Below are 20,914 nucleotides of genomic sequence, written 5' to 3' on the forward strand. Positions count from 1 at the left end.
GTTTGACCTCAGACCTCATTAGTTATGATTCGATTTTTACATCTTAGCATTTCGGGAAATGAAGATAAACCGAAAAGTTAAGCCTCAAGGTTCTTGAGGGTGGCGACTAAGCGCGCATGCTCCTTTTCGACCTGAGCTTGCTCGACGGTTTTTTTATCATCCCGATAAGTGAAGCGGAGGGTGATGTTTTTGTAATCAGCTCCAATTTTGTCACTTTCATAGAGGTCTAGGAGAAAGAAGTCTTTTAGGAGTTTCGACTTAAACTCGCGCAGGAGGTTCATCACCATCTCCATCGGGACCTCTTTTTTAATAGTGAGGGTCAGGTCACGATCCGAGCCTGGAAATTGCGGAAGAGGTGTCATTTGAGTGAAGCCACCTTGCAACTCAAAAAGATCGTGCAAGTCGAGCTGGGCAAACAAAGTGGGTTTATCCATATCAAGGGCTTCTAGTCGTTCGGGATGGACTTCGCCACAGACTCCAACACGCACTGAGCCCACGTGAAGCGCTGCTTGCTTTCCGGGATGGAAACTCTTGAGGTGTGAAGGTGTGAAGGTTGGCATCGGAACTCCAAATCCTGCGAGTACGTTTTCCAAAATCCCTTTGAGGTCGAAGAAGTCGACATCGGCTCCTTTTCCTTCAAAATGGTGAGGGCTACGTTTTCCTGTCATCACGATGGCTGCTGAGGTGCGCTCGTGAAATTGCTCTTTGAGTTTAAAATGGACACGTCCAATTTCGAAGGATGAGATGTCATGTGTTTGCCGGTCGAAGTTGTGTTTGACTGCTTGTAATAGACCTGGCAAGAGAGAAGTGCGCAAAATAGACTGGTCGACAGAGCTTGGCTGTAAAACTTCAGTTGCTTCTAAATCTGAGGATCCCTTTTCTAAGCAGAGCTCGGAAAGTTTGGGGCTGATCAGATCGCATGTTAAAAACTCTTGCAATCCTTCACGTAAGAGAAGGGTGCGCATTTTTTGCTCGACGAGATACATCGGAGTGTGTGGGATGGGCGAGTTGATGACGCGGCCTTCTCCTTTGTCGATGTTGTTGTACCCGTAGATCCGAGCAATTTCTTCGATAAGATCGATTTCTTGGTGGATGTCATTTCGATAAGAAGGGACGGTCACTTCGAGAGTTTCTTCATCGCTTGTGTCGACGTCCATTTCAAGACGATGAAGGAAGGATTCGATTTCACCGTAGCTAAGAGTGGTTCCTAAAATTTCGTTTGCGCGCTTGGTGCGGCATTTGATTTTCTTTTCTTTCCTTTGTTTGGGAGCGACATCGATCATTCCTTCTGCAATTTCTCCTCCAGCAACTTTTTGGATGAGATAGGCGGCTTGATCAAGAGCTTTGGTGACACCCTCGTGATCAATTCCTCGTTCAAAACGGCTAGAGGATTCACTTCGCAAGTTGAGCCCTTTGCTTCCACGGCGAACAACTGATGAGTTGAAATCAGCAGCTTCTAAGAGAATGTGGCGCGTGTGATCTTGCACTTCTGATTCTGCTCCTCCCATGACGCCAGCAACGGCAATTGGTTTCGTTTGATCGTAGATCATGAGCATTCCCTCGGGAATCTTCCGCTTTTCGCCATCGAGGGTTTTTAAAGTCGTTTCAGTTTCCGTGAGCTGGACTGAAATTTTTTGTCCGCCGATTTTTTCGTAGTCGAAGGCGTGCATGGGCTGACCACAGCCCAGCATGACGTAATTCGTGACATCGACAATGTTGTTGATGCTTCGGACTCCCGCTGCTTCAAGGCGTTTCTTAAGCCAAAGAGGAGAAGGGCCAATTTTCACATTCCGGATCAAACGACAGCTGTAGCGGGGGCAAGCTTCGGGATCTTTGATTTCAACAGAGATAGCATCAGACGTTTTTTCATTTGAATTTTCTTCAAGTTTGAATGAGGGGCGGTCTGCTTTCGAATCGATCATTGCTGCTAAGTCGCGGGCAACGCCTAGCATACTCATGCAATGTCCTAAGTTGGGAGTTAGCGAAACTTCAATAATGGTGTCGCCGAAAATTTCACTTAAATCAGTTCCTAGTGGTGCATCTTCTGGAAGCTGCATAATCATTTCGTGATGATCAGACAGGCCGAGCTCTTTTTCGGTGCAGAGCATCCCAAATGATTCGACGTCGAGAAGCTTTGCTTTTTTAATTTTAAATGTTTTCCCCTCTTCATCTGTTAGGTGCGCGCCCAGTTTTACAAACGCTGTGCGCATGCCAGCTTGGCAGTTGGGATCGCCACACACGACTTGAAAGGTCTCTGTTCCATCGGAAACTTGAGCGACTTTGAGTTTGTCTGCGCTGGGATGGGACGCTACTTCTAAGACTTCTCCGACGACAACGTTACTAAATGAAAAGGTCGTTTGCTCGACTTTGTCGACTTCGAGCCCAGCTAACGTGAGGATTTCTGCAAGCTCATCAGGAGAGAGCGATAAGGGGATATAATCTTGTAACCAGGATAGGGGAACTAACATTGTTTCTCTTTAAAGTTTTTACCGAAGATTTTAGCAGATTTTCTAGCTATTGGAAACAGTTTTTGATATCCTGCCCATTTTTTGAAGGAATAAATTGATGCATGATGCCTCGTTTGAAGGACACGTTTCAAAACGGTCTCGCCCACTTGTCCATGCGCTCATTATCAGCGTAGCTCTCAATCTAGGGCTACTAGCGACATTCATCACCTTCATCATTAAGGAAAAAAAAGTTGAAACTCTACTTCAGACGAAGACAGCTTCGAAAATGGTAGGGAAACGCGCATCCCTTTCCCAATCAAATGCTGCCGTCTTAAAAGAATTTGAAAAACTCTCTTTTGCCCAGTTGATTCGATTGCTAAGAAATGAAGATGTGCTCGAGCAGGGGTATCGAAAAAGAGATCTTGCTCTTTCTTGTCTTGTGGCTTACCACCATTTCGATTTGCAGAGAGCTCTTCCAGGAATGGAATTTCAAAAACGGGCCTTTTCCTATTCGAAACCAGAAAAAAGCATCGAACTTTTTCCGGGTTTGGATGAGGAGAGGTTTCAGGTGATTGATTATTTTGCCCGAGCAGAAATGTGGCCTTTAACTTCAGAAGGGCTTTATGAAGAGATGAAGCACAGACGGGAAAATATTCCTCCATCTCTTCAAGAGGCGTTTTTTCTTTCTAAAGAGTTTTTTGCCATTGAGCGGGCCTTTAGTCGTTTACCTTTTGTCTTTACCCGAGAAACTTTGCTTTCTCTTCTTCTAGAAGGAAATTGGAAACTTTTAGAGCAAGCTGCCTTGGAAACAGTCTTACATCCCACAGGAGAAATCCCAAATCTCGGCCAATTTTTATCTGGTTTTGAAAACTCAAAGCTTGCTGCTTATTTACTTGTAGCACTCGATCCCGATCACCCCTACTTGAGCTACAGTGATGAAAAACTCGAGAGTTTTATGGAACTGTTAGATCAACAGACAGCCGAGGCTGAGCTCTTTTTGAACCGCGTGGCAACATCAGCGCGTAGCGATCAGATACATGAGCTTGCAAAAGCACGCATTCAATCATGGGGAAAAGAAGTCAGGGTTTCTTCTCAAGAGTATGTCGTACAAAAAGGGGATTCGCTTTGGGGGGTGTCACGTCATTTCGATGTATCCATGGAAAAAATTCGCCAAGCAAATCAATTGCAATCAGATGTCCTTACTCCAGGGCAGAGGCTTCAGATTCCCCATGCGCAGCGTAATCGGGATGCTTGCGAATAAAGTGCCAAAGTAGGAAACCACTGAGCAGTTGCAATACTCCTCCTATAACAATCAGTCCATGAGTGCCAGTTAACCCGAGAAGATTGGTTGAAAAACCAGCTAAGGCGAAGGAAATCGCCACCACTGCTCCAAAGATTCCCATGATCCATCCTTGAGAGCTTTTGTCTGCTGCGTTTGAGAAAACAGTCATGATCATTGTGTAGGCGACGATATCTGCCATAGCAACGGGGAGGGCTAAAGCCCATGTGAGGGGCGCATTATCATTGACACCTGAAAGAACTTCAAAGATGCCCGTTGCAACTAAGCTGAGCACTCCCACAGTTTCCACTTTCCACCTCTTGAGGGAGTAAGGAATGAGAAGAATAAGTCCAATTGCAAACCCGAGTCCAATCCAACCATTGAAAACACCGAGCAGGAAGCGGCTGTATTGAAAGTCTTGGTTAATTTGGATCAGAATTGTTTGAAAGAAAATGCCGAAACCAACTTGGTTGCATGAAAAGAGCAAAATAAGATAACGAACAGTTTTTTTTGCAAAACCCTCTTTGAAAATGAGAATTGGACGCAAGGGATGAAGCTTCTTTTTTTCTTTCACTTCAAAGGTCTCTTTGAATCCAAAGAGAATCCAAATAAAGGCAATCAAAGATAGAAGTGCTGCTACGACAAATGGAGTCCAAAACCCAAAACCTTCTATGACGTTTGGATCAGAGAAAAAACCACCAATGAGAGGGCCAATGACAATTCCAAGAGCAATAGTGAATGTCATGATGCTCATGTTGAACGCTTTGTTTTTTGGGGTAGAAAGGTCTGCAATTGCAGCTTGAGCGATAGGTTGACTCCCAGCCATGAGGCCTGTCAATCCTCGACCTATCAGGAATAGAGATAGGCTGAGGATCGAAATTCCGAGTGCCATGAGAAGAAAACTCACAACCATTCCTGTCATACAAAGACCAATGACCTTTTTGCGCCCTAAATTGTCAGAGAGATCTCCAAAAAAGGAAGCTCCAAAGAGCATGCAAAAGGGGAAAAGCATGTAGGCTAAACCCAAGTAAAAGGCGTTGAGTTGTTCGGATGTAGAGCCCACCAATTGCGCGCCGATAGGCGAATTAAAAATAGCCGTCAATATAGGGTAAACGAGGCCAAACCCTAAGGAGTCGATAATGATCGGTAAAAGACAAGGAGCAATTGAGCTCAAATGGACAAACCGTTTCATACGGTTTTCTATACTTGAAAAAATGTTTTAGGGAAAATCAACGCCGCCGGGATGCCAGGGGTGACACTTGCAAATACGCTTGATTGTCAGGAAAAGTCCTTTAAAGACGCCGTATTTTTTGAAGGCCAAAATGCTGTATTCGGAGCAGGAAGGATGGAACCGGCAGCAGTTGCCAACGAACGGGCTAATCATGAGCTGGTAGAGGCGAACGAGGCCAATGAAGAGGATCTTCACACTAAATTTCCTTGCTTCGTTAGTGGGATATTCGGTATTATACTTTCTTCTTCACTTTTGCGGAAGTGGTGGAATTGGCAGACACGCTACCTTGAGGTGGTAGTGCGAGTAATATCGCTTGGGGGTTCAAGTCCCCCCTTTCGCAAGATTTTTTTTAACCCAAGTTGATCTAACTTGGGTTTTTTATTCTTCGGGGAATACGCGTGTAAAAAATGGATGATTCAAGGCTTCAGCAGCAGAGGGACGATCATTTGGATTAAGTTTCCCAGTGCGTGCAATTAAATCTTTTAAGTCAGGATCGAGTTTATCTAAACTCGGATCTGCGCTGATTTCTTTATTCTCAGCTAAACGTAATTCAATTTCTCTAAACAACTCATACTGATTTTGGGCCGCTGAGGGAACGCTTTGGGTCGCCATCTGAAAGAGAATGGCAAAAACCGAATAAATATCAGCCTTATTATTGTATGTTTCGCCTATAAAGATTTCTGGTGCCATATAAAGGGGAGAGCCAACAATCGATTGTGAGAGGTCCACGATCTTTGAATAGCCGAAGTCACAGATTTTTAAAATCCCATCGCAGAGAAGCATATTGGCTGGTTTAATGTCTCGGTGCATGAGATTAGGATGAACGCGTTGAATAGCAACAAGCCCTCGAAAAATTTGCCGAGCGAGCGATTGGATTTCAGCAAGAGTAAAGTGGGGATTACTCTTAATTCGGTCTTGTAGCGTTTCGACGCGAGGTAAGTATTCGCTTAACGTCGCATATAAAGTGTACTTTGTTCCTCTAAGCCTTGTACGGTCATGGAAAAGGGCCATGACGTCTAACATAGATAATACACTAAATCCATTCCTTGCTTCATTCCAGGCTATCACTTTTTCAGTTTTCAGAACGTTAGGGCTATCGTAGTCGAGTAGAGCGTTCCACTCATACCCCATATGATCTTCGTTCCACTCATAGCACCGTCTGATATGTTCTGGAGGTAGAGAGTCTGTGCGGCTAATGCGAAGAGCTTTATCAATGTGTTCATCGCGGTTGTTGAGGTAAGTCACGAGCCAAACTTTAGAAGTCTGACCGCTTCCAAGCTCATTTTTTAGTGTCAGATCACGAAAGGAACTGCTCAGCAGTTTCACAAACTGGATCTCATCAGGGCAAACTAACTGGGAACTGATAACAGATCTTTCACGCTCTGTTAGGTCCAGTTTAGGAATAATCACAAATTCATCATCGGGTTCTAAATGACGTGCTGGTGGAGTTGCCTCAGTACCCGTCTCCGTCTGGGCAATAGGATAAAACCACTCATATAGAGAGTAAAATGGGCCTAGCAGTATCGACATGCCAAATAGTTTAGCATGTGAGAAAAATTTTGAACACAAGAAACGTAAATAAAAATCTTGAAAGCTAAATTGGAATAATAAATGGCAATTCGAAGTTTTAGGAATCGTGAAACAGAGTGCTTTTTCTTCAAAGGAATTGTATCAAAAAAGTGTAAGTGGTCTTCAAGAAAAAAAATTGCCAGACGAAAGTTAGACATGCTGGATTATGCTAAGAGTTTAAAGGATCTAAAAAGTCCTCCTAGCAATCATCTTGAAGCTTTAAGGGGACAGCTCAAAGGTTTTTTCAGTATTCGAATAAATGATCAATGGAGGAGCATTTTTCGGTGGGACATAGAGCCATATGATGTTGAAATTATTGATTATCATTAATCGAGGGTGATTTAAGTGAAACGAAAGAGAAAGCCAACAACTCCAGGAGAGATTCTGGATGAAGAATTTTTAGCCCCATTAGGGATTTCTCAAAGTGGGCTTGCTCGTCATATTGGATGTGATGTGAAGGTGATCAATCGCATTGTCAACGAGAAGTCACGGGTCACACCTGAAATGGCTCTCAAATTTGCTGAGTGCTTTGAAACAACACCAGATTTTTGGTTAAATGCTCAAATGGCTGTGGATCTTTGGAAGGCACCACTATCCAAAAGGATTCCCTCTCTTTTGAAAAAAAGAAAACGTAAAATGTTTTCTTAGCTTTGAATCCCGGAAATCACGAGTGATTTAGTTTCGCAGTAGGCGTTGAGGCTTTCCACTGCGGAGTTTTCTCGCCCAATTCCCGATTGCTTCCAGCCACCAAAAGGTAAGAGTTCTGAAACGACATCGTGTGTGTTGACTCCTACAGATCCAGCTTCGAGGGCTTCGGCAACGCGCCAGCTGCGCCCAATGTTTTCGGTATAGAGATAAGCTGCGAGTCCATAGTGGGTGTCGTTTGCCATGCGAACCACTTCGTCTTCGTCTTTGAAGCGGTAGCAACTTGCGACGGGACCAAAGACTTCTTCTTGATACATGCGCATTTTGGGATCGACGTCTATGAGAAGCGTAGGTTCATAAAAGAGAGGACCTATCGATGCTCGGCAGCCACCCCGGAGGGCAGTTGCACCTTTACTCAGTGCATCGTCGACAAGCTCTTCAACTTTGGCAACGCCTTGTTCATTGATGAGAGGGCCAATGTTAGTCGTTTCGTCCATGCCAGGACCCACCTTGAGGAATTCATCGATCATTTTTTGAAACCGTTCGACATACTGATCATAGAGACGTTCATGAATAAAAATCCGATTGATATCGTTGCAGCATTGACCGGCATTGTAAAACTTGAACCAAAAAGTGGAGGGGACAGCTTTTTCTAAATCTGCGTCATCAAAAATGATGGCAGGGCAGTTACCACCCAGTTCCATACAAAGGTTTTTGATGGTGTTGCCTGAGGCTGTGGCAAGTTTTTTCCCAACTTCAGTTGAACCGGTAAAAGTGAGCTTACGAACGAGGGGGTTTGAGGTCATTTCATGACCGACTTCAGTTGGGTCACCACAAGCGAGAACGTTAAAAACTCCAGGAGGAATCCCAGCGCGATGGGCAAGTTCGGCTTGGACGAGAGCTGAGAGGGGGGTATCTTCTGCAGGCTTGAGCACAACGGTACATCCTGCAGCCAAAGCTGGGGCACATTTTTGAATGACGAGAACGGAGGGAAAATTCCATGGGGAAATGACTCCAACAACTCCGAGTGGTTGGCGCAAAATCATGAAGCGTCTGTTCGGGTCAGGAGATTGTAGAGTATATCCATGGAGGCGTTGAGCTTCTTGTGCATACCAGTTGAGAAATCCAGTAGCGCCCATGAGTTCGTGGGTTGATTGTTCAAAAGGTTTTCCCGCTTCATAGGTCAAGATGGTACTGAGGTCATCCCAGTTTTCGTAAATGAGCTCTTCCCATTTTTTGAGGTAGTCACCCCTTTGCTTAGGAGTGAGTTTTTTCCACTCTTCAAAGGCAGTTTGTGCGGAGTCGATGGCGTTTTTTGCTTCGGCTTGTCCAACTTCGGTGACTTCAGCGACGGTTTTTCCGTCATGAGGGTTCCTAACGGCAAAGGAACTTTTTCCTTTGACCCATTTGCCATTAATGTAACTGTCTGTACGTAGTAGTGAAGGGTCTTTGAGTTTGAGCATTTCATCTCCTTTGTTAACCCTACTAATAGTTAAGGCTAAAGTTAAATGAAAGAAGAGAAAATGTTGTGAATACTTTTTTTGAGAGAGTCAGGAGGTGTGAAGGCAGTTAAAGTGGAAAAATCCCTTCCCTCAGAAAGGAGAAGAAAGTGGTTCCATTCATCTTCGGTCAAGGTGTGAATGCCTTGAGCAGATTTGATGTGCGGTTTGGAAAAAGAAATGAGCCCTTCGTGCTTGAGTAACTTGAGTTGGAAGCTGGCCCAAAGAGTTTCAGGGGCTAAAGGAAGCTTTTTGAGGTAAGCAACTAGCAGTTCGTAGAGTTTGGGTGCAGGTTTTTCAGGCAGCTGGGTGTCGTGAATCGCTTGGAGCATTTTCCCACCAAGGGTAAGTTGCTCGAGAGACTGGCGCAAGGGCAGGTGCAGATTCAAAATCGAGCCATCAATGAAAGTATAGAGGTCGGACTTTCCTTTGCGGTAGACGTATTGGCCACGGCAAAGGGGGGTGGAGAGGTTGACGCGTTGGGGTTTTTTAGGGGAAAGATGCTTGATAATCAGGTGAATGATGCCTTGGTCAGGAGTAAAGAGATGGAGAATGCGCTCAGTCTCTTTGTAAGCAAAGGACTTTAAAACGATTCCTTCTGATTTGTTTTCTTTCATCAATTGTCCGATTATGCTATTTTTTTACTCTTTGAGCACCGGTAGCTCAATTGGATAGAGTACCTGACTTCGGATCAGGTGGTTAGAGGTTCGAGTCCTCTCCGGTGCGCATTTTTCAAATGCGCCCAGACTTCATCTTGGCCAAGGAAAAACTGGTCTCCAAAAATTTCATCTACAGCTTGTTTCACTCCAGGAAGTCGCAGCCTTCCATAATTATGTCCCGAAAGAATGCCTCCAGGACGCACTTTATGGTCCCAAAGAAGAATGTCTTGTTTTACAACAGGGTAAGCGTGATTCGCATCTATAAAAACGAGATCAACTTGATCAGGCACGTCGTGGAATGCTTCGTGGGAGCATTTTTTTAGGATTGTCACTTGAGGGTCGTTACCATAAAGTTTTTCCACGCGACGGAAAGCTTTTTCATAAATGGCGAGATCCTCGGAAACAGCGCTGCCACTTTGGAGGTACTCTCGGGTGGGTTTCCAAGGGTCGATCAGATAGAGATGAGCCTCTGGAAACATCTCTCTTAGCACCTCTGCATTTTTTCCTCGAAACACTCCAATCTCGACAACCGATTTGATCTCAATTTGGTGAAAATATGACAGGAGTTTCAAATAGCATGCGCGGTGCTTGCGTTTGATGAGCCTGTGAACGTCGTTCCAATCCATGAGGATTATTTTAAAGGATCATCAGGTTTTGATGGTAGACCAAACATCATCGTCGCCTAAATCAAAACCGCTTGGAAAGCATTCTTGAACAGCTTGAATCACACCGGGAAAGTTAGGATGGTAGTCGTGACCTGTGAGGAGGCCTCCCTGTCTGACTTTTTGCCTCCAGTTTTGAATATCGTCTTTCACAGCGTGATAGGAGTGATCTCCATCAATAAAGACGAGATCTAAGTGGTCTGGGACGTCGTTTAAGGCAGCCGTCGAATTTTTTTTCAAAATAGTAACATTCGGATCGTGACGAAACAGCCATTTAGTGCTTTCATATGCCTGCTCATACAGGTGGGGATCAAAGTCAGGAGGAGCTCCGGCCTCGAGATAGTGAGGTGTAAGTTCCCAAGAGTCGATCAAATAAAGGTGAGCTTTAGGGAAAAGTTGGCGTAGCTCAAGGGCATTGAGACCTGTCCAAACTCCAATTTCTACAAGAGTTTTAACGTTAACTTGGTGAAGAAAGGTGAGAAGTTTGAGATAGTCTGCGCGATTCATGATGCCTCTATTTTGGTAAACCAAACATTATCTTCTGCCAATTGAAACTGATCCTTCAAGCAGTCGTGAACAGCTTGAACGACACTAGGAAAGTCGGAGCTATAGTCATGGCCTGCTAGAATCCCTCCAGGTCGGACCTTTTTTTTCCAATTCAGGATATCGTGTTTGACAGCTTCATAACTGTGATCACCATCGATAAAGACAAGATCTAAATCACTCGGTACAAGATCTAAAGCTTCATGAGACGTTTTTTGTAAAATGGAAACTTGAGGGTTGTTTTGGAAGAGCCTTTGCACGTTTTGCAGGGCCCAATCAAAGTCTTTTTGAGAAAGGGCTGGCCCCAGACCTTTTTCGAGATATTGCTTAGAGAACTTCCAAGGGTCGATGAGGTAGAGGTGAGCTTCAGGGAAAAATTCAGCAAAAAAATAGGAAGATCGACCTTGCCAAACGCCAATTTCAGCAAGTTTTTTGACTTGAATGCCTTGGTCTAGAGTTATGAGTTTCAGGGAAACAGATCGATGGATCATAAGTTAGGATGTTTTCTTTTTTTTGCTTTGACGATCGATGCTCCAAGCTCCAGCACCCAAGATAAAGACATAAAGACACATGAGAAAAACGATAATTGGGACAAAAAGAGGCGGTGAAAAAGGTTTTTCTGTCATCCCATCTGGAAGCTGGCTAGGATCGAGGTGCATGATGGTCATTGTTGCGTAGAAGGCAATAGCCATGGTGATGCATCCGATGATCGCCGTTAAGCGCGTCAGAAGTCCAAGAATCAGCAATGCGCCAACGACAACTTCAACAAGAGGGACGAAAATGAGATTGAACTGGACGAGAGGGAGGTTGCTTGCTTGGAGAATGTGCTTAAAGTTTTCGGGGCTAATAAAATGAAGAATACCAAAGACTAGGAAAACAAGTCCGGCAATTAGACGAATAAAAAAAAGGTGTTTCATAGTGAGGCCTCCTTCAGATACACTTGCCTACTCTTTCTCATTAGTCCCCTTGTGTGAAAATGTCTAGTTAAAACCTATCAGTCGTCATTTGGGTTTAAAAAAAAATTCCCAACGAGTTAGACTATGAGGCTAATAGCAGAACTAGTAGAAAAGAGGTTCCACAATGGCCCAAACTCCTAAGACTTTCGATGAAGGCGAATACACCGTCTCTGTGGTAGGAAAAAATATTGAAATCACCAAGCCTATCCGAGACTATATCGAAGAGAAAATCTCGAAAATCGAAAAAATTACTAACCACATTATCGAAGTCGATGTTCGACTTGATGTCCAAAAGTTGAACCATACCGTTGATATCATTCTCAAGTTTTCCCACTTCAAAGTGAAAGTCGGTGCCATTACTGAAAACATGTATTCGGCAATCGACAAGGCTTTTGAACGTTTACATACTAAACTGCTTAAGTGGAAAAGCCGTATTCAAGATCACCATGCCAGAGGTGTTTCTGTGACTGAAATGGAAATCAATGTTCTTGAGCATGGAAGAGATGAAGTTGAGCAGATCAATGAAGAAATTGCCGATGCCAACAATCAGAAGTTGGAAGAGCAGTATTCTCTGCCAACTGTGATCAAAAAGAAAAGGCGCTCTCTGAAGCATCTAACGTTAGATGAAGCAGTGATGAAGATGGAGCTTTCTGATGACCATTTCATGGTTTATCGTTCTGAAGAAGAGCAGAACTTGAAAGTGATCTATCGCCGTCGCGATGGAAGTTATGGAATCATCGCCCCTGAGTAAACGGCGAGAAATTTTCGATCCGATTCGTCAAAAATGGCTCATTGCCTCGCCGGAAGAGATTGTGCGTCAAAAATGCATTGCGCATTTGATCGAAAAGTGCCAATTTCCTCAGGAAGTGATCGCCGTTGAAAAAAGACTCTCTGAGCTGCCACATCTGGCGGAGAGAAAGCTAAGACTTCCCGAAAGAAGGTTGGATCTTCTTTGTTTTGCTCCCCAGCTTGCATTTCCCCTTCTTTTAATCGAATGCAAAGCGGTACCCTTGCAAGAAAAAATGCTTTCACAAGTTTGGGGGTACAATAGCTACGTTAAAGCTCCCTTCGTCGTCCTCGTCAATGACCGAGAACTCAGCTTTAGCTGGGAAGAAAATGGAGAAACTCGGTATCGTGACTTTATACCCTCTTATCAGGAACTCATCGCAGCGTGCAAAAAATGACAGGATCCTACGAAAAGAATCTTCAGCTCCTAGAAAAGCAAAATCCTCTGCTTGCTCTCAAGCTTAGACTGCTCAAACCTGTTGAAGGGACCTCCCAGAAAGCCATGCTCCAGCCAGACGCTAAAACTGAAATCCTCTATGTTTATGGATTGGGGTCTTGTTATGATGCCCTTAAAAAATGGCTCCGCGAAAACCCTGCAAGACGTCTTATTTTTATTGAAGATGAGCAGGAACGGTTTGGTTACTTTCTCAATCAAGTTGAAACAGAAAGGGTGCTACTCGATCCGCAAGTTCAATTGATTGCCCTTATCGATTCCGATGCAAGGGCTCTAGAGAAAGTGATTCAAAAGTATCTTTTTCGCCCCTATGAATGCTTGATCATGCCCTGGAAAAATAATCAGTTTCTCACCCACTTTTCGGACTTGCATCTGCAATGTGAAATGATGATGTGTTGGTACCGCGATTATGGGGTGCCTCAAATGACAAATGTCTTTGCTAATCTCAAAAAAGAGGCGTATTTAGGCGAGAATTTTAGAGGGGAATTTGAAAACACTCCTGCGATCATTTGTGGGGCAGGCCCCTCTCTTGAGAAGAATTGCGATGTTTTGAAAACTCTTGGAGACTCAGCATTGATTTTTGCAGGGGGAACGGCATTAACATTGCTTAAAAAACAAGGTGTTCCTCTTCATTTTGGTGCGAGTATTGATCCAGATCCTCCTCTCGAGCGCTATGAACCCACCGATCTTCCATTTTTCTATCAAAATCAAGTTGCCCAGGGACTATTGGATAAGGTCAAAGGTCCACTCATTTGTTTGGGTGGAAGTGGGGGCTTTCCATTAGAACAATGGCTTATGCCTAATATCCCACCCTTTGATGCGGGAACACATGTTGGGACTTTTTTAGCTCATGTTGCAACGCTTTTGGGTTGTTCACCCATCATTTTTGTTGGAATGGATGGATGCCGTCGAGGTGAAACTCTCTATTATGATGGCGTAGAAGAACAGCGGCGCAACGATCCTTTAATTGTTGAAGATCGATTTGGAGAAGCTGCACAGTCGCGTCGGGACTTTATTCTCGGACGGCGCTATTTGGAGAAATTTGCAACTGACCATCCCCAAACCCTTTTTCTCAATGCAACGGAAGGTGGGCTTTCGATGTCAGGAATAGAAGATCTTTCCTTGCAAGAAGTAAAAAACCTTTACCTGACAAAGAAAGTTGATGCAAAAGCGCTTTGGCAAGAAGCTTCCAAATCGCAAACACCTATAGCATTTGCCACACACCTAGATCAGCTTAAAAAGAGTGTGGAAAAATGCTCTCAAATTTGTAACAAGCTGCTTGAGGCAATTCAGAAAAACGTCACGGGAGAGCGCGCTGATTATGCATTACTCGATCAAGAGCTTTCAGAAGAAGTTTTTTACGAGCTGTTACTTCTTCCCTGCTGGAAGATGTGGCAACCCTTTATACAAAACGAAGAAGTGGTGTCACAAATGCAGGCTATAGAGTTAGAAAAAAGGTTGCAACAAACCCTCTTTTACCGCGATTTGTGTGAGCAGTATGCAAGAATATTATGACGACGGCACTCTTCTTTCTGATTGCAATTATCAGGATGGAGAGCTTCATGGACTTTCCCGCTTCTTTAGCCAGGAAGGGCTCGTCCTTTCGGAAACGCATTTTTTACATGGAAAGAGGGAAGGTGAAGCAAAAAAATGGGACCTTCAAGGAGACCTCGTCTCGATTGAGCGTTACAAAGAGGGGGCATTTCACGGAAAACAAGAGTATTACTATCCAAATGGAGCTCTCAAAACCGAGCTGCATTACGTCAGAGGAAAACTGCATGGCACGGCACGCCTCTTTTGGCCAGATGGCAAAGAAAAGAGAACGTGCGAGTTAGTCAAGGGGAAAGAAACATGCCTAATGGCTTAAGTCTTTTAGAAGGGCGGTTTCCGCAACTCAGCTTTTTACTGAGCATCATGCAAGATGAGCCTTGGGTTTTTTGTGAGGGGGGCAAAAACGCGACGCGCAATGGCTCGACTTTGTATCGCGAAGAAGGTCGCGAAGAAGAGATTGCTGAAAAGCTCGGCAAACTCCGCTTAGATGAAATCGAAGTGCTCTACATTTATGGCATGGGGCTTGGTCACTACGGAGCACCTCTACTTGATTGGCTTGCTCAAGATGTGAAGCGAGACCTTGTCTTTCTCGAACATGACATTGAAGTCCTTCGCTTGTTCTTAGAGACAGAGCAAGCTGAGTCTCTCATGAAACATCCTCAGGTTCACTTTCGTTTCTTGTTAGAACCTAAAAACTGGAAGCCCTTTTTAGAAGAACGCGCCAATGAATTTCCTTATGAAAAAGCCGAGTTTATTGCTCTAGAGTCGTATCAAAAGGAGCATCCGCGTCGGATCAGCTTAATGCGGCTCCATTTGATGAGGCGGACAACTGTTCACCATGCGATCCACATGGACGAGATGTTTTATCATGTCCTGTCTAAAAATGTTCTTGCTAACTTTGCAAGAATTGATCAGGCTTTTTATGCCAATAAGATGCAAAACGCTTTTAAAGGAACACCTGCAATCATTTGTGGCGCAGGACCTTCTTTACAAGATGAACTCGAGCACTTGCGAAAGTTGGAAGATCAGGCGCTGATTTTTGCAGGGGGATCAGCAATCACGGGTCTTTCTCAAGCAGGGATTCTGCCACATTTTGGCGTGGCAATTGATCCCAACTTTGAAGAAGTGCATCGGTTTCGAAAGAGTCTTGCCTTTGAAGTTCCCCTCCTCTATACCAACCGGCTCCACCCTGAGGTTTTCAACACCTTCAATGGTCCTCATGGCTATGTTCATGCCATGACAGGCGGACCTCTTGAAAAGTGGTGGGAAGAGGAGCTCGGCATTGAGCCCTTGCCACTCAAAGGTGGGTTTGACATCGAAGCCCTTTCTGTAACGACAACTTGCTTAGAGCTTGCGACGACCATGGGCTGTGGTCCCATCATTTTAGTGGGGGTTGATCTCGCTTTTACCGGTGATTCGCTGTATGCCGCGGGGATTGTCAACGAGTCAAAAGTGTCGCTAGAACACCGCGATCAAGACATGCGCGCTCCTGAAAGATTACTGAAGCGGAAAGACAGGAATGGGAAGCCAGTTCATACCCTTGTCAAATGGGTGATGGAGTCAGAGGCCATTGGCAATTTTGCCAAAAAGAATCCCCAAACAAATTATCTCAATTGTACTTCAGGTGGCATTGGATTTCCTGATCTTTCCTACCAGCCTCTTGCAGAGCAAAGTTTTCCTCAAAGCTACGACTTGCGAGGAAAAATTCATCAGCTCATTGAAACAACACGCTTTTCATTTTCAAAGTCCAATCCTTTAGAAAAGGTCAGAGAGTCTTTGTTAGATGCACAAGACATTGTTTTTGAAGCATTAGAAGAATTGAAACGGATTCAAGGGCGAGACAAAGATCCCGAAACGGGAAGAATGGTCTTTTATCAAATGGAACTCGAGGAGCAGCTTGCTTTTTCTCTTTGTCTGCAGCAGCCGGCCTTGACTTTTCAGAAAACCTATAATCGACTTCATCGATTTTCAATCGGGGAAGCCACTCACGATCAAAAGTGGCATTGGCTTCATTCCAAGTGGAAAAGCTTTAACGATCTCATTGTGTATTATTTAGAGTCTACGCCCGGTTTTTGAGCAATTTAGACAGATACTAAAAAACTTGTTATAAATGTCTAATTCATATATGCTTAGCTGCAAAAAAATCGAGGGTTTCTAAATCATGTCTAGTCCACTTTATTTTGGAGCTGCAGATAAGTTTGCGACTTATTATCCAAATGTTGAAAAGTCATCCTGTCCTTTCATAGAGGGAACAACAATTTCAACACTTCTCCCTAAAGAAACAGTTTTACTACGAACAGTCTATGCATTAACAGCAAGTGTTCTCTTAATGACGGGCCATAAATTTGCGATTGGTTCGGTGGCATTAAGTTCTAGTGTTTCTCTTACAGTGATGGCCCTGCGTTCAATGATTTATGAAATGAAGTATACTCCTGGAGGTCTGATAGCAGGTGGCATAGGTGCACTAACTTTTGTAACCCCCCTCAAACTTATCCCTCAGTACACTTCTATCACAGCTGTAGCCTATGGAATTTTTGGGCTTTGGACAGCTTATACTCATCTCTACAAATCAGAAGATCCTCTTATTCAAGCTTTTCATCAAATTGCTGGTGGAGAAGAAAAATTTAAAAAAATCCCTAAAATCGAATTTGACGAGTCTAAAACGCTTGTCGAAGAGTTAAACGGTCTTTCGCTGAGTGACTTAGCCCCGATCAATCAGGGAGTTTTTAAAGGACGTCAAGTTGTAATTGTTAAAGCCGCTCATTGCGAAAACAAAACGGATGTAAAAATCAGGGTATTTGTAGAAAGGTTCAGCCCTTTTGATTTGCAGCCTTTCTTTTCAGTGCTACCTTCTCAAGTCGATCGTTATCTCGCTTTACTTCTTCAAGCGATTCCATCTGCTTTTAGAAATGTTTCTTATCCTGACACGATACGCTCACTATGGGATCTACGGCAGCAATCTAGTGATCAAAAAGTCTACCTTTACCCAGGTATTAACAGTGAGCATGGTAATGAGTTTTTTGCACAATTGAAGTCCAGGTAACAGTGTTTTTTTGCTTTTACAGTCAGAGATTTAGGCATTTATTACAGGTTTTGATTGTAAAAGATATCTCTTTATCTCTGATAACGCGTCTTAAAAACTGTTTGCATATTCCTAGTCTCTCATTTGGGTTTACAAAATAAGTTTGATGCGATTTATTGAAGATATGAGGATAGAATATTGAGAGGGCACTTTTGTGGCTGAAAAAGCGGTCTGGTATTACAAGAAAGAAGATCAGAAGGAAGGCCCCGTTTCCCATGAAGAACTTCAGGGGAAGTTAGATAAAGGTGAAATCGATTCTACGACAAAAGTTTGGACTGATACCTTAGAAGAATGGGTTGCAATCTCTGAAGTCGAGCACTTTAACCTTTCAGCACTTGACGAAACCCCTACGATTGAAGTTGGCAAGAAAAAAGTCATTTATACGCGTGAAACAGATGAAGATTACGTCCGTCCTCGTCCCTGGATCCGATTTTGGGCGCGGATGGTGGATTACTCTCTCTTATATCTCGTGATTACCCTTCTCAGTGGAGCATTAGGTTTTTATTTTGCTCCTCTCTATCCTTTTTTTGGAATGCTCATCCTCTTCATTTGGGTTTTTGTTGAAACCTTGCTGATAATCAGTTGGGGAACGACCCCGGGGAAGTGGCTTTTGCGTGTGACTGTTCGGGATGAACATCATCAAAAGTTGAGCTTTTCCGATGCGCTCAATCGATCGTTTTCTGTCTGGTGGCTAGGAATGGCAGCTGGTCTTCCCATCATCTTTTTGATTACGATGATTGTTGCTGCTGTCAAGCTTTCCAATACAGGGATGACTTCATGGGATCGGCGAAGTAATTACCGCATTTTTCATGGAAAAGTCGGAATCGGTCGGTGTATGATTACGATTCTCTATTTTATTTGCTACCTATGGCTTTTCTCATGGGGGCAGTTTGAAATTATGCAAGCTTATGGATAACATCGAAAAAAAACAGATTGGTGAAGGGGGGCAGTACCTCTATATTGTTCCTGCAATGGAAGATAATTATATTTATCTTCTCACTTGGGACAAGAATGCTCTCGTCGTTGACCCTGGCGATGGAAAGAAAGTTCTAGCGCTTGTTGAGGAACTTGGCCTGAACCTGACGAATATTCTGATTACCCACCATCATGAGGATCATACAGGTGGGAATGAGCTTCTAGTCAAAAAGACCGAGTGTTGCGTGATTGGTCCTGAAGATGACCGGGTTCCATGTTTAGAACAGTCTGTCGATGATGGAGAAGAGCTTCTCTTTGGTCCGTTTACGATCGAAGTGATTGCGACTCCAGGACATACCAAGCCGCATGTCGTCTATTTTTTTCGTGATCTCAACCTCCTCTTTGGAGGTGATTTGCTTTTTGGGGCAGGATGCGGAAAACTCATGGAAGGGACGGCCCAAGAAATGTGGGCATCACTTCAAACCATTATGAAGCTTCCAGAGGATACCGATATCTTCTTTGGTCATGAGTACACCCAAAAAAACCTCGAATTTGCTCATCACATTGAGCCTAACAATGAAGAGGTTTCTAAACGACTTGAAGAGGTGCGCAAGCTGCGCAATGAAGGGAAGCCAACTGTTCCGACGACGCTTGCGATCGAAATGAAAACAAACCCTTTTCTTCGCGCTGGTACAAGCGAAATGAAAGAAGCGGTGGCTATGCCAGATGCTACAGGTCTCGCGGTCTTTACCCACCTGCGCCAGTTAAAAGATAACTGGTAAGAGTTTTATACCCTATTTTTCTTCACTCCCACAAGCAACGGCCCATTGCCTGCTTCATATCACCTATCACACCTGTTATTTGCCCAACCATCATGTTACCTATATGCTGAACAAATTCTCCATATTCTTCGTCAGTGACGATGTCATCTGGGGAGCTTTTTTCTAAATGTTTATCTTGACCAGGTGTTTTGCGTCCAATTTTAGCATCTATGAACTTTTTGACATCTTCTTCAACTTTCTTAATCAGTTTTTCAAAATGGAGATCGGTTTCTTTAGTGCTGAGATTCTCAGTTTGGGGCTTGTTTAATTCTACCAGCTTGTAGACCGTTGCTGTAAACATATCCTCAGTTTTCTCCGCTAGATCCTCACTCAAAATCTGAGTAAGTTCTTCGCGCTCATCTTTAGTTATGATGTCATCAATTGAGCTTTTTCCTAAACGTTTGTCTTGGTCTTTTTGATCAGACATTTTGTTTCCCTCACGTTTTTTAGGTAAGATCATATGATTTCCATGAGAAAAAGGCTAGAGTAGGCTATGAGTTGATCTTACTTAGAAAGATTGTTTTACGATCGAAGGTGCATGTCAAAATATCTATTTTTACCACCTGCGCTTGCTAAATGATAACTAGAGAGGCTTTCCCAGGAGAGTTCTTTAGGGTCCATTTTGCAAATCGCTTGGATGAGGTCTTTATTGAGCATTTTTCCAGAAAGGGGCTCAAATCCACCTCCTTCTTTTTCGAAATCAACGATAACGTCTTTTGTAGAAGAAAATCGGACGCGATGGGTGTCGTACCACTCCTATAGTTTTGGAATCGAGATGTTTTCCTTCTGTAGCAGAGGCATTAAAAGATGTGATTAAAGCTTTCATGATCACATTTGCTGTCACAGGTCCTGTAGAGATTCCATCGGGAGTTTTTTCGACGAAGTAGGAACGGTCCTCACAGGTGAGGAGCTAGTAGTCTCTAAAATGGCCATAATGTTTATTTATCCATTACGATGGAAGGCATTATAGCCTAAATGCCAGGAAAAGTGCACGGGTTTTCGGTTATAGCGATCGTAGCGGAGCTCAATGGTGAGGTAGGGGTAAGAATGCTTGTTGTCACCATTGCGCCTTTCTGTTGCTGAGTGACAAGAGATGACAATTTCTTTATTGCTCCAAATATTCCCATTTTTCTTGAGAGACTGAAACTCTGTGTCTTCATGGTAAAACTCTTCAAGGGCTGTCACAACAGAGTGGGGATCGTACTCCATTCCTTCCACGTAAAAATCAACTTCCGCTCCCATGAGGTGTTTGGAAACCCGATTTTTTTTTGCTGGATCAACATACGTGTTATGTGTGGGGCAGAGGTGACCAGAGGTGATGATGACCCGTTTGCCTGTTTTTTCTTGGACGGCGTTGAGTAAGTCGATGAGGATAGGATAGATGAATTCTTCACCTTGGCGCACAGGCAAGCTATGCCGCTCCATTCCTCCGCAATCCATTTGGTAGGTGACTTGGCTTGACTCTGATTCGACCTTCAAGATGGGATTGAGTGGATTGCCATTGCAGCGGAAAAATTCCTTTGTGATGCGAGGAAGTTGTCCAATGTACTTTTGCTGCCAAGGGTAAACCTCTTTGTTTTCAAGAGGTTGGGGGTCTTGCACAACAAAAAAGGCATCGGTTTCTTTTCGCTGAATCGGTTCGACCACCAAGTTGACTTGGCGTTGCTTCTTTGACTCAGATTTTTCCAAGCCTGAGCATCCTGCTAAAAAAAGTGCAAGTAAGCTAATAATCAAGCAGTTGTAGAATCTCATTGTGTCTTAATTTTGATCTGACGAAAACTCTACTATACCCGACGTTGAAAAAAAATTTCGAGC

At 43.8% G+C, this 20,914-nt stretch carries 23 protein-coding genes and 2 tRNA genes; 13 read left to right on the forward strand and 12 right to left on the reverse strand.

The annotated features are described in order from the left end of the window. Window positions 1-77 precede the first annotated feature (77 nt). Complete coding sequence (gene pheT, locus ACOOFG_RS02830; RefSeq protein WP_420422131.1) at window positions 78-2,468, reverse strand: phenylalanine--tRNA ligase subunit beta; 2,391 nt, start codon at window positions 2,466-2,468, stop codon at window positions 78-80. Window positions 2,469-2,565: 97 nt separating this feature from the next. Here pheT and ACOOFG_RS02835 point away from each other — a divergent pair, with 97 nt between their 5' ends. After that, window positions 2,566-3,708 carry a LysM peptidoglycan-binding domain-containing protein gene (locus tag ACOOFG_RS02835; protein ID WP_420422132.1) on the forward strand — a complete coding sequence of 381 codons (1,143 nt, stop codon included), beginning with the start codon at window positions 2,566-2,568 and terminating at the stop codon, window positions 3,706-3,708. On the opposite strand, the gene ACOOFG_RS02840 is transcribed toward ACOOFG_RS02835, so the two are convergent. Next, window positions 3,647-4,918, reverse strand: a complete 1,272-nt coding sequence (locus tag ACOOFG_RS02840; RefSeq protein ID WP_420422133.1) for an MFS transporter — start codon at window positions 4,916-4,918, stop codon at window positions 3,647-3,649. The two genes, ACOOFG_RS02835 and ACOOFG_RS02840, sit on opposite strands and share 62 nt — an antisense overlap. A 27-nt stretch (window positions 4,919-4,945) precedes the next feature. Further along, window positions 4,946-5,152: a membrane protein insertion efficiency factor YidD gene (yidD, locus tag ACOOFG_RS02845; protein ID WP_420422134.1), complete on the reverse strand. Its 207-nt coding sequence runs from the start codon at window positions 5,150-5,152 to the stop codon at window positions 4,946-4,948. Between the two features lie 59 nt (window positions 5,153-5,211). Here yidD and ACOOFG_RS02850 point away from each other — a divergent pair. After that, a tRNA-Leu gene (locus ACOOFG_RS02850) sits at window positions 5,212-5,297 on the forward strand. A 38-nt stretch (window positions 5,298-5,335) separates the two neighbouring features. Here ACOOFG_RS02850 and ACOOFG_RS02855 read toward each other — a convergent pair. Then, window positions 5,336-6,487: a serine/threonine-protein kinase gene (locus tag ACOOFG_RS02855; protein ID WP_420422135.1), complete on the reverse strand. Its 1,152-nt coding sequence runs from the start codon at window positions 6,485-6,487 to the stop codon at window positions 5,336-5,338. A gap of 81 nt (window positions 6,488-6,568) precedes the next feature. Between ACOOFG_RS02855 and ACOOFG_RS02860 the strand changes: the two genes are divergently transcribed. Beyond that, window positions 6,569-6,856, forward strand: a complete 288-nt coding sequence (locus tag ACOOFG_RS02860; RefSeq protein ID WP_420422136.1) for a type II toxin-antitoxin system RelE/ParE family toxin — start codon at window positions 6,569-6,571, stop codon at window positions 6,854-6,856. 15 nt (window positions 6,857-6,871) lie between these two features. Beyond that, window positions 6,872-7,174 carry a HigA family addiction module antitoxin gene (locus ACOOFG_RS02865; protein ID WP_420422137.1) on the forward strand — a complete coding sequence of 101 codons (303 nt, stop codon included), beginning with the start codon at window positions 6,872-6,874 and terminating at the stop codon, window positions 7,172-7,174. On the opposite strand, the gene ACOOFG_RS02870 is transcribed toward ACOOFG_RS02865, so the two are convergent. Both ACOOFG_RS02870 and recO read right to left on the reverse strand, forming a co-directional pair. After that, on the reverse strand, window positions 7,171-8,634 hold the full coding sequence (locus ACOOFG_RS02870) for an NAD-dependent succinate-semialdehyde dehydrogenase (protein ID WP_420422138.1): 1,464 nt from the start codon (window positions 8,632-8,634) through the stop codon (window positions 7,171-7,173). The genes ACOOFG_RS02865 and ACOOFG_RS02870 overlap by 4 nt on opposite strands. A 41-nt stretch (window positions 8,635-8,675) precedes the next feature. Then, window positions 8,676-9,287, reverse strand: coding sequence for a DNA repair protein RecO (gene recO / locus ACOOFG_RS02875; protein WP_420422139.1), 612 nt, complete (start codon window positions 9,285-9,287; stop codon window positions 8,676-8,678). Window positions 9,288-9,322: 35 nt separating this feature from the next. Here recO and ACOOFG_RS02880 point away from each other — a divergent pair. After that, window positions 9,323-9,396 (forward strand) — tRNA-Arg (locus tag ACOOFG_RS02880). Here ACOOFG_RS02880 and ACOOFG_RS02885 read toward each other — a convergent pair. The 4 genes from ACOOFG_RS02885 to ACOOFG_RS02900 are packed head-to-tail and all read right to left on the reverse strand — an operon-like array spanning window position 9,362 to window position 11,451. Further along, the gene (locus ACOOFG_RS02885; RefSeq protein WP_420422140.1) at window positions 9,362-9,955 is read right to left on the reverse strand and encodes a class I SAM-dependent methyltransferase; all 594 of its coding nucleotides are present in this window, start codon (window positions 9,953-9,955) and stop codon (window positions 9,362-9,364) included. The genes ACOOFG_RS02880 and ACOOFG_RS02885 overlap by 35 nt on opposite strands. Window positions 9,956-9,976: 21 nt before the next feature. Next, window positions 9,977-10,498: a class I SAM-dependent methyltransferase gene (locus tag ACOOFG_RS02890; protein WP_420422141.1), complete on the reverse strand. Its 522-nt coding sequence runs from the start codon at window positions 10,496-10,498 to the stop codon at window positions 9,977-9,979. Next, window positions 10,495-11,025, reverse strand: coding sequence for a class I SAM-dependent methyltransferase (locus ACOOFG_RS02895; protein ID WP_420422142.1), 531 nt, complete (start codon window positions 11,023-11,025; stop codon window positions 10,495-10,497). Before ACOOFG_RS02895 ends, ACOOFG_RS02890 begins: the two co-directional genes overlap by 4 nt. A 3-nt stretch (window positions 11,026-11,028) precedes the next feature. Continuing rightward, a complete protein-coding gene (locus tag ACOOFG_RS02900) occupies window positions 11,029-11,451 on the reverse strand; it encodes a DoxX family protein (protein WP_420422143.1) in 423 nt (140 codons plus the stop codon). A gap of 163 nt (window positions 11,452-11,614) precedes the next feature. Here ACOOFG_RS02900 and hpf point away from each other — a divergent pair, with 163 nt between their 5' ends. From hpf to gloB, 8 genes are all read left to right on the forward strand, one after another. After that, window positions 11,615-12,241 carry a ribosome hibernation-promoting factor, HPF/YfiA family gene (gene hpf, locus ACOOFG_RS02905; RefSeq protein WP_420422144.1) on the forward strand — a complete coding sequence of 209 codons (627 nt, stop codon included), beginning with the start codon at window positions 11,615-11,617 and terminating at the stop codon, window positions 12,239-12,241. Beyond that, complete coding sequence (locus ACOOFG_RS02910; protein WP_420422145.1) at window positions 12,219-12,674, forward strand: type I restriction enzyme HsdR N-terminal domain-containing protein; 456 nt, start codon at window positions 12,219-12,221, stop codon at window positions 12,672-12,674. The genes hpf and ACOOFG_RS02910 overlap by 23 nt, the downstream gene beginning before the upstream one ends. Continuing rightward, window positions 12,671-14,245: a motility associated factor glycosyltransferase family protein gene (locus tag ACOOFG_RS02915; protein ID WP_420422146.1), complete on the forward strand. Its 1,575-nt coding sequence runs from the start codon at window positions 12,671-12,673 to the stop codon at window positions 14,243-14,245. Before ACOOFG_RS02910 ends, ACOOFG_RS02915 begins: the two co-directional genes overlap by 4 nt. Further along, the gene (locus ACOOFG_RS02920) at window positions 14,229-14,597 is read left to right on the forward strand and encodes a toxin-antitoxin system YwqK family antitoxin (protein ID WP_420422147.1); all 369 of its coding nucleotides are present in this window, start codon (window positions 14,229-14,231) and stop codon (window positions 14,595-14,597) included. Before ACOOFG_RS02915 ends, ACOOFG_RS02920 begins: the two co-directional genes overlap by 17 nt. Beyond that, a complete protein-coding gene (locus ACOOFG_RS02925; RefSeq protein WP_420422148.1) occupies window positions 14,582-16,357 on the forward strand; it encodes a motility associated factor glycosyltransferase family protein in 1,776 nt (591 codons plus the stop codon). Before ACOOFG_RS02920 ends, ACOOFG_RS02925 begins: the two co-directional genes overlap by 16 nt. An 85-nt stretch (window positions 16,358-16,442) precedes the next feature. Next, on the forward strand, window positions 16,443-17,324 hold the full coding sequence (locus ACOOFG_RS02930) for a hypothetical protein (RefSeq protein WP_420422149.1): 882 nt from the start codon (window positions 16,443-16,445) through the stop codon (window positions 17,322-17,324). 193 nt (window positions 17,325-17,517) lie between these two features. Beyond that, on the forward strand, window positions 17,518-18,279 hold the full coding sequence (locus tag ACOOFG_RS02935; RefSeq protein ID WP_420422150.1) for an RDD family protein: 762 nt from the start codon (window positions 17,518-17,520) through the stop codon (window positions 18,277-18,279). Further along, on the forward strand, window positions 18,254-19,060 hold the full coding sequence (gene gloB / locus ACOOFG_RS02940; RefSeq protein WP_420422151.1) for a hydroxyacylglutathione hydrolase: 807 nt from the start codon (window positions 18,254-18,256) through the stop codon (window positions 19,058-19,060). Before ACOOFG_RS02935 ends, gloB begins: the two co-directional genes overlap by 26 nt. Before the next feature lie 22 nt (window positions 19,061-19,082). On the opposite strand, the gene ACOOFG_RS02945 is transcribed toward gloB, so the two are convergent. Both ACOOFG_RS02945 and ACOOFG_RS02950 read right to left on the reverse strand, forming a co-directional pair. After that, window positions 19,083-19,526, reverse strand: coding sequence for a hypothetical protein (locus ACOOFG_RS02945; RefSeq protein WP_420422152.1), 444 nt, complete (start codon window positions 19,524-19,526; stop codon window positions 19,083-19,085). A 515-nt stretch (window positions 19,527-20,041) separates the two neighbouring features. Further along, window positions 20,042-20,788 (reverse strand): D-Ala-D-Ala carboxypeptidase family metallohydrolase, encoded by a 747-nt coding sequence (locus ACOOFG_RS02950; RefSeq protein WP_420422153.1) that lies wholly within the window; start codon window positions 20,786-20,788, stop codon window positions 20,042-20,044. Between the last annotated feature and the right edge of the window lie 126 nt (window positions 20,789-20,914).

The organism is Simkania sp. (assembly GCF_965215465.1).
Taxonomy (GTDB): Bacteria; Chlamydiota; Chlamydiia; order Chlamydiales; family Simkaniaceae; genus Simkania.

Excerpts from the sequence above, each read along its gene's own strand:
- hpf (WP_420422144.1), top strand. The coding sequence starts at position 11,615 with ATGGCCCAAACTCCTAAGACTTTCGATGAAGGCGAATACACCGTCTCT.
- ACOOFG_RS02895 (WP_420422142.1), bottom strand. The coding sequence starts at position 11,025 with ATGATCCATCGATCTGTTTCCCTGAAACTCATAACTCTAGACCAAGGC.
- ACOOFG_RS02840 (WP_420422133.1), bottom strand. The coding sequence starts at position 4,918 with ATGAAACGGTTTGTCCATTTGAGCTCAATTGCTCCTTGTCTTTTACCG.
- pheT (WP_420422131.1), bottom strand. The coding sequence starts at position 2,468 with ATGTTAGTTCCCCTATCCTGGTTACAAGATTATATCCCCTTATCGCTC.
- ACOOFG_RS02930 (WP_420422149.1), top strand. The coding sequence starts at position 16,443 with ATGTCTAGTCCACTTTATTTTGGAGCTGCAGATAAGTTTGCGACTTAT.
- ACOOFG_RS02900 (WP_420422143.1), bottom strand. The coding sequence starts at position 11,451 with ATGAAACACCTTTTTTTTATTCGTCTAATTGCCGGACTTGTTTTCCTA.
- ACOOFG_RS02915 (WP_420422146.1), top strand. The coding sequence starts at position 12,671 with ATGACAGGATCCTACGAAAAGAATCTTCAGCTCCTAGAAAAGCAAAAT.
- ACOOFG_RS02835 (WP_420422132.1), top strand. The coding sequence starts at position 2,566 with ATGCATGATGCCTCGTTTGAAGGACACGTTTCAAAACGGTCTCGCCCA.
- ACOOFG_RS02945 (WP_420422152.1), bottom strand. The coding sequence starts at position 19,526 with ATGTCTGATCAAAAAGACCAAGACAAACGTTTAGGAAAAAGCTCAATT.
- ACOOFG_RS02925 (WP_420422148.1), top strand. The coding sequence starts at position 14,582 with ATGCCTAATGGCTTAAGTCTTTTAGAAGGGCGGTTTCCGCAACTCAGC.
- recO (WP_420422139.1), bottom strand. The coding sequence starts at position 9,287 with ATGAAAGAAAACAAATCAGAAGGAATCGTTTTAAAGTCCTTTGCTTAC.
- ACOOFG_RS02870 (WP_420422138.1), bottom strand. The coding sequence starts at position 8,634 with ATGCTCAAACTCAAAGACCCTTCACTACTACGTACAGACAGTTACATT.
- ACOOFG_RS02855 (WP_420422135.1), bottom strand. The coding sequence starts at position 6,487 with ATGTCGATACTGCTAGGCCCATTTTACTCTCTATATGAGTGGTTTTAT.
- ACOOFG_RS02860 (WP_420422136.1), top strand. The coding sequence starts at position 6,569 with ATGGCAATTCGAAGTTTTAGGAATCGTGAAACAGAGTGCTTTTTCTTC.
- ACOOFG_RS02890 (WP_420422141.1), bottom strand. The coding sequence starts at position 10,498 with ATGAATCGCGCAGACTATCTCAAACTTCTCACCTTTCTTCACCAAGTT.
- ACOOFG_RS02910 (WP_420422145.1), top strand. The coding sequence starts at position 12,219 with ATGGAATCATCGCCCCTGAGTAAACGGCGAGAAATTTTCGATCCGATT.
- ACOOFG_RS02885 (WP_420422140.1), bottom strand. The coding sequence starts at position 9,955 with ATGGATTGGAACGACGTTCACAGGCTCATCAAACGCAAGCACCGCGCA.
- ACOOFG_RS02920 (WP_420422147.1), top strand. The coding sequence starts at position 14,229 with ATGCAAGAATATTATGACGACGGCACTCTTCTTTCTGATTGCAATTAT.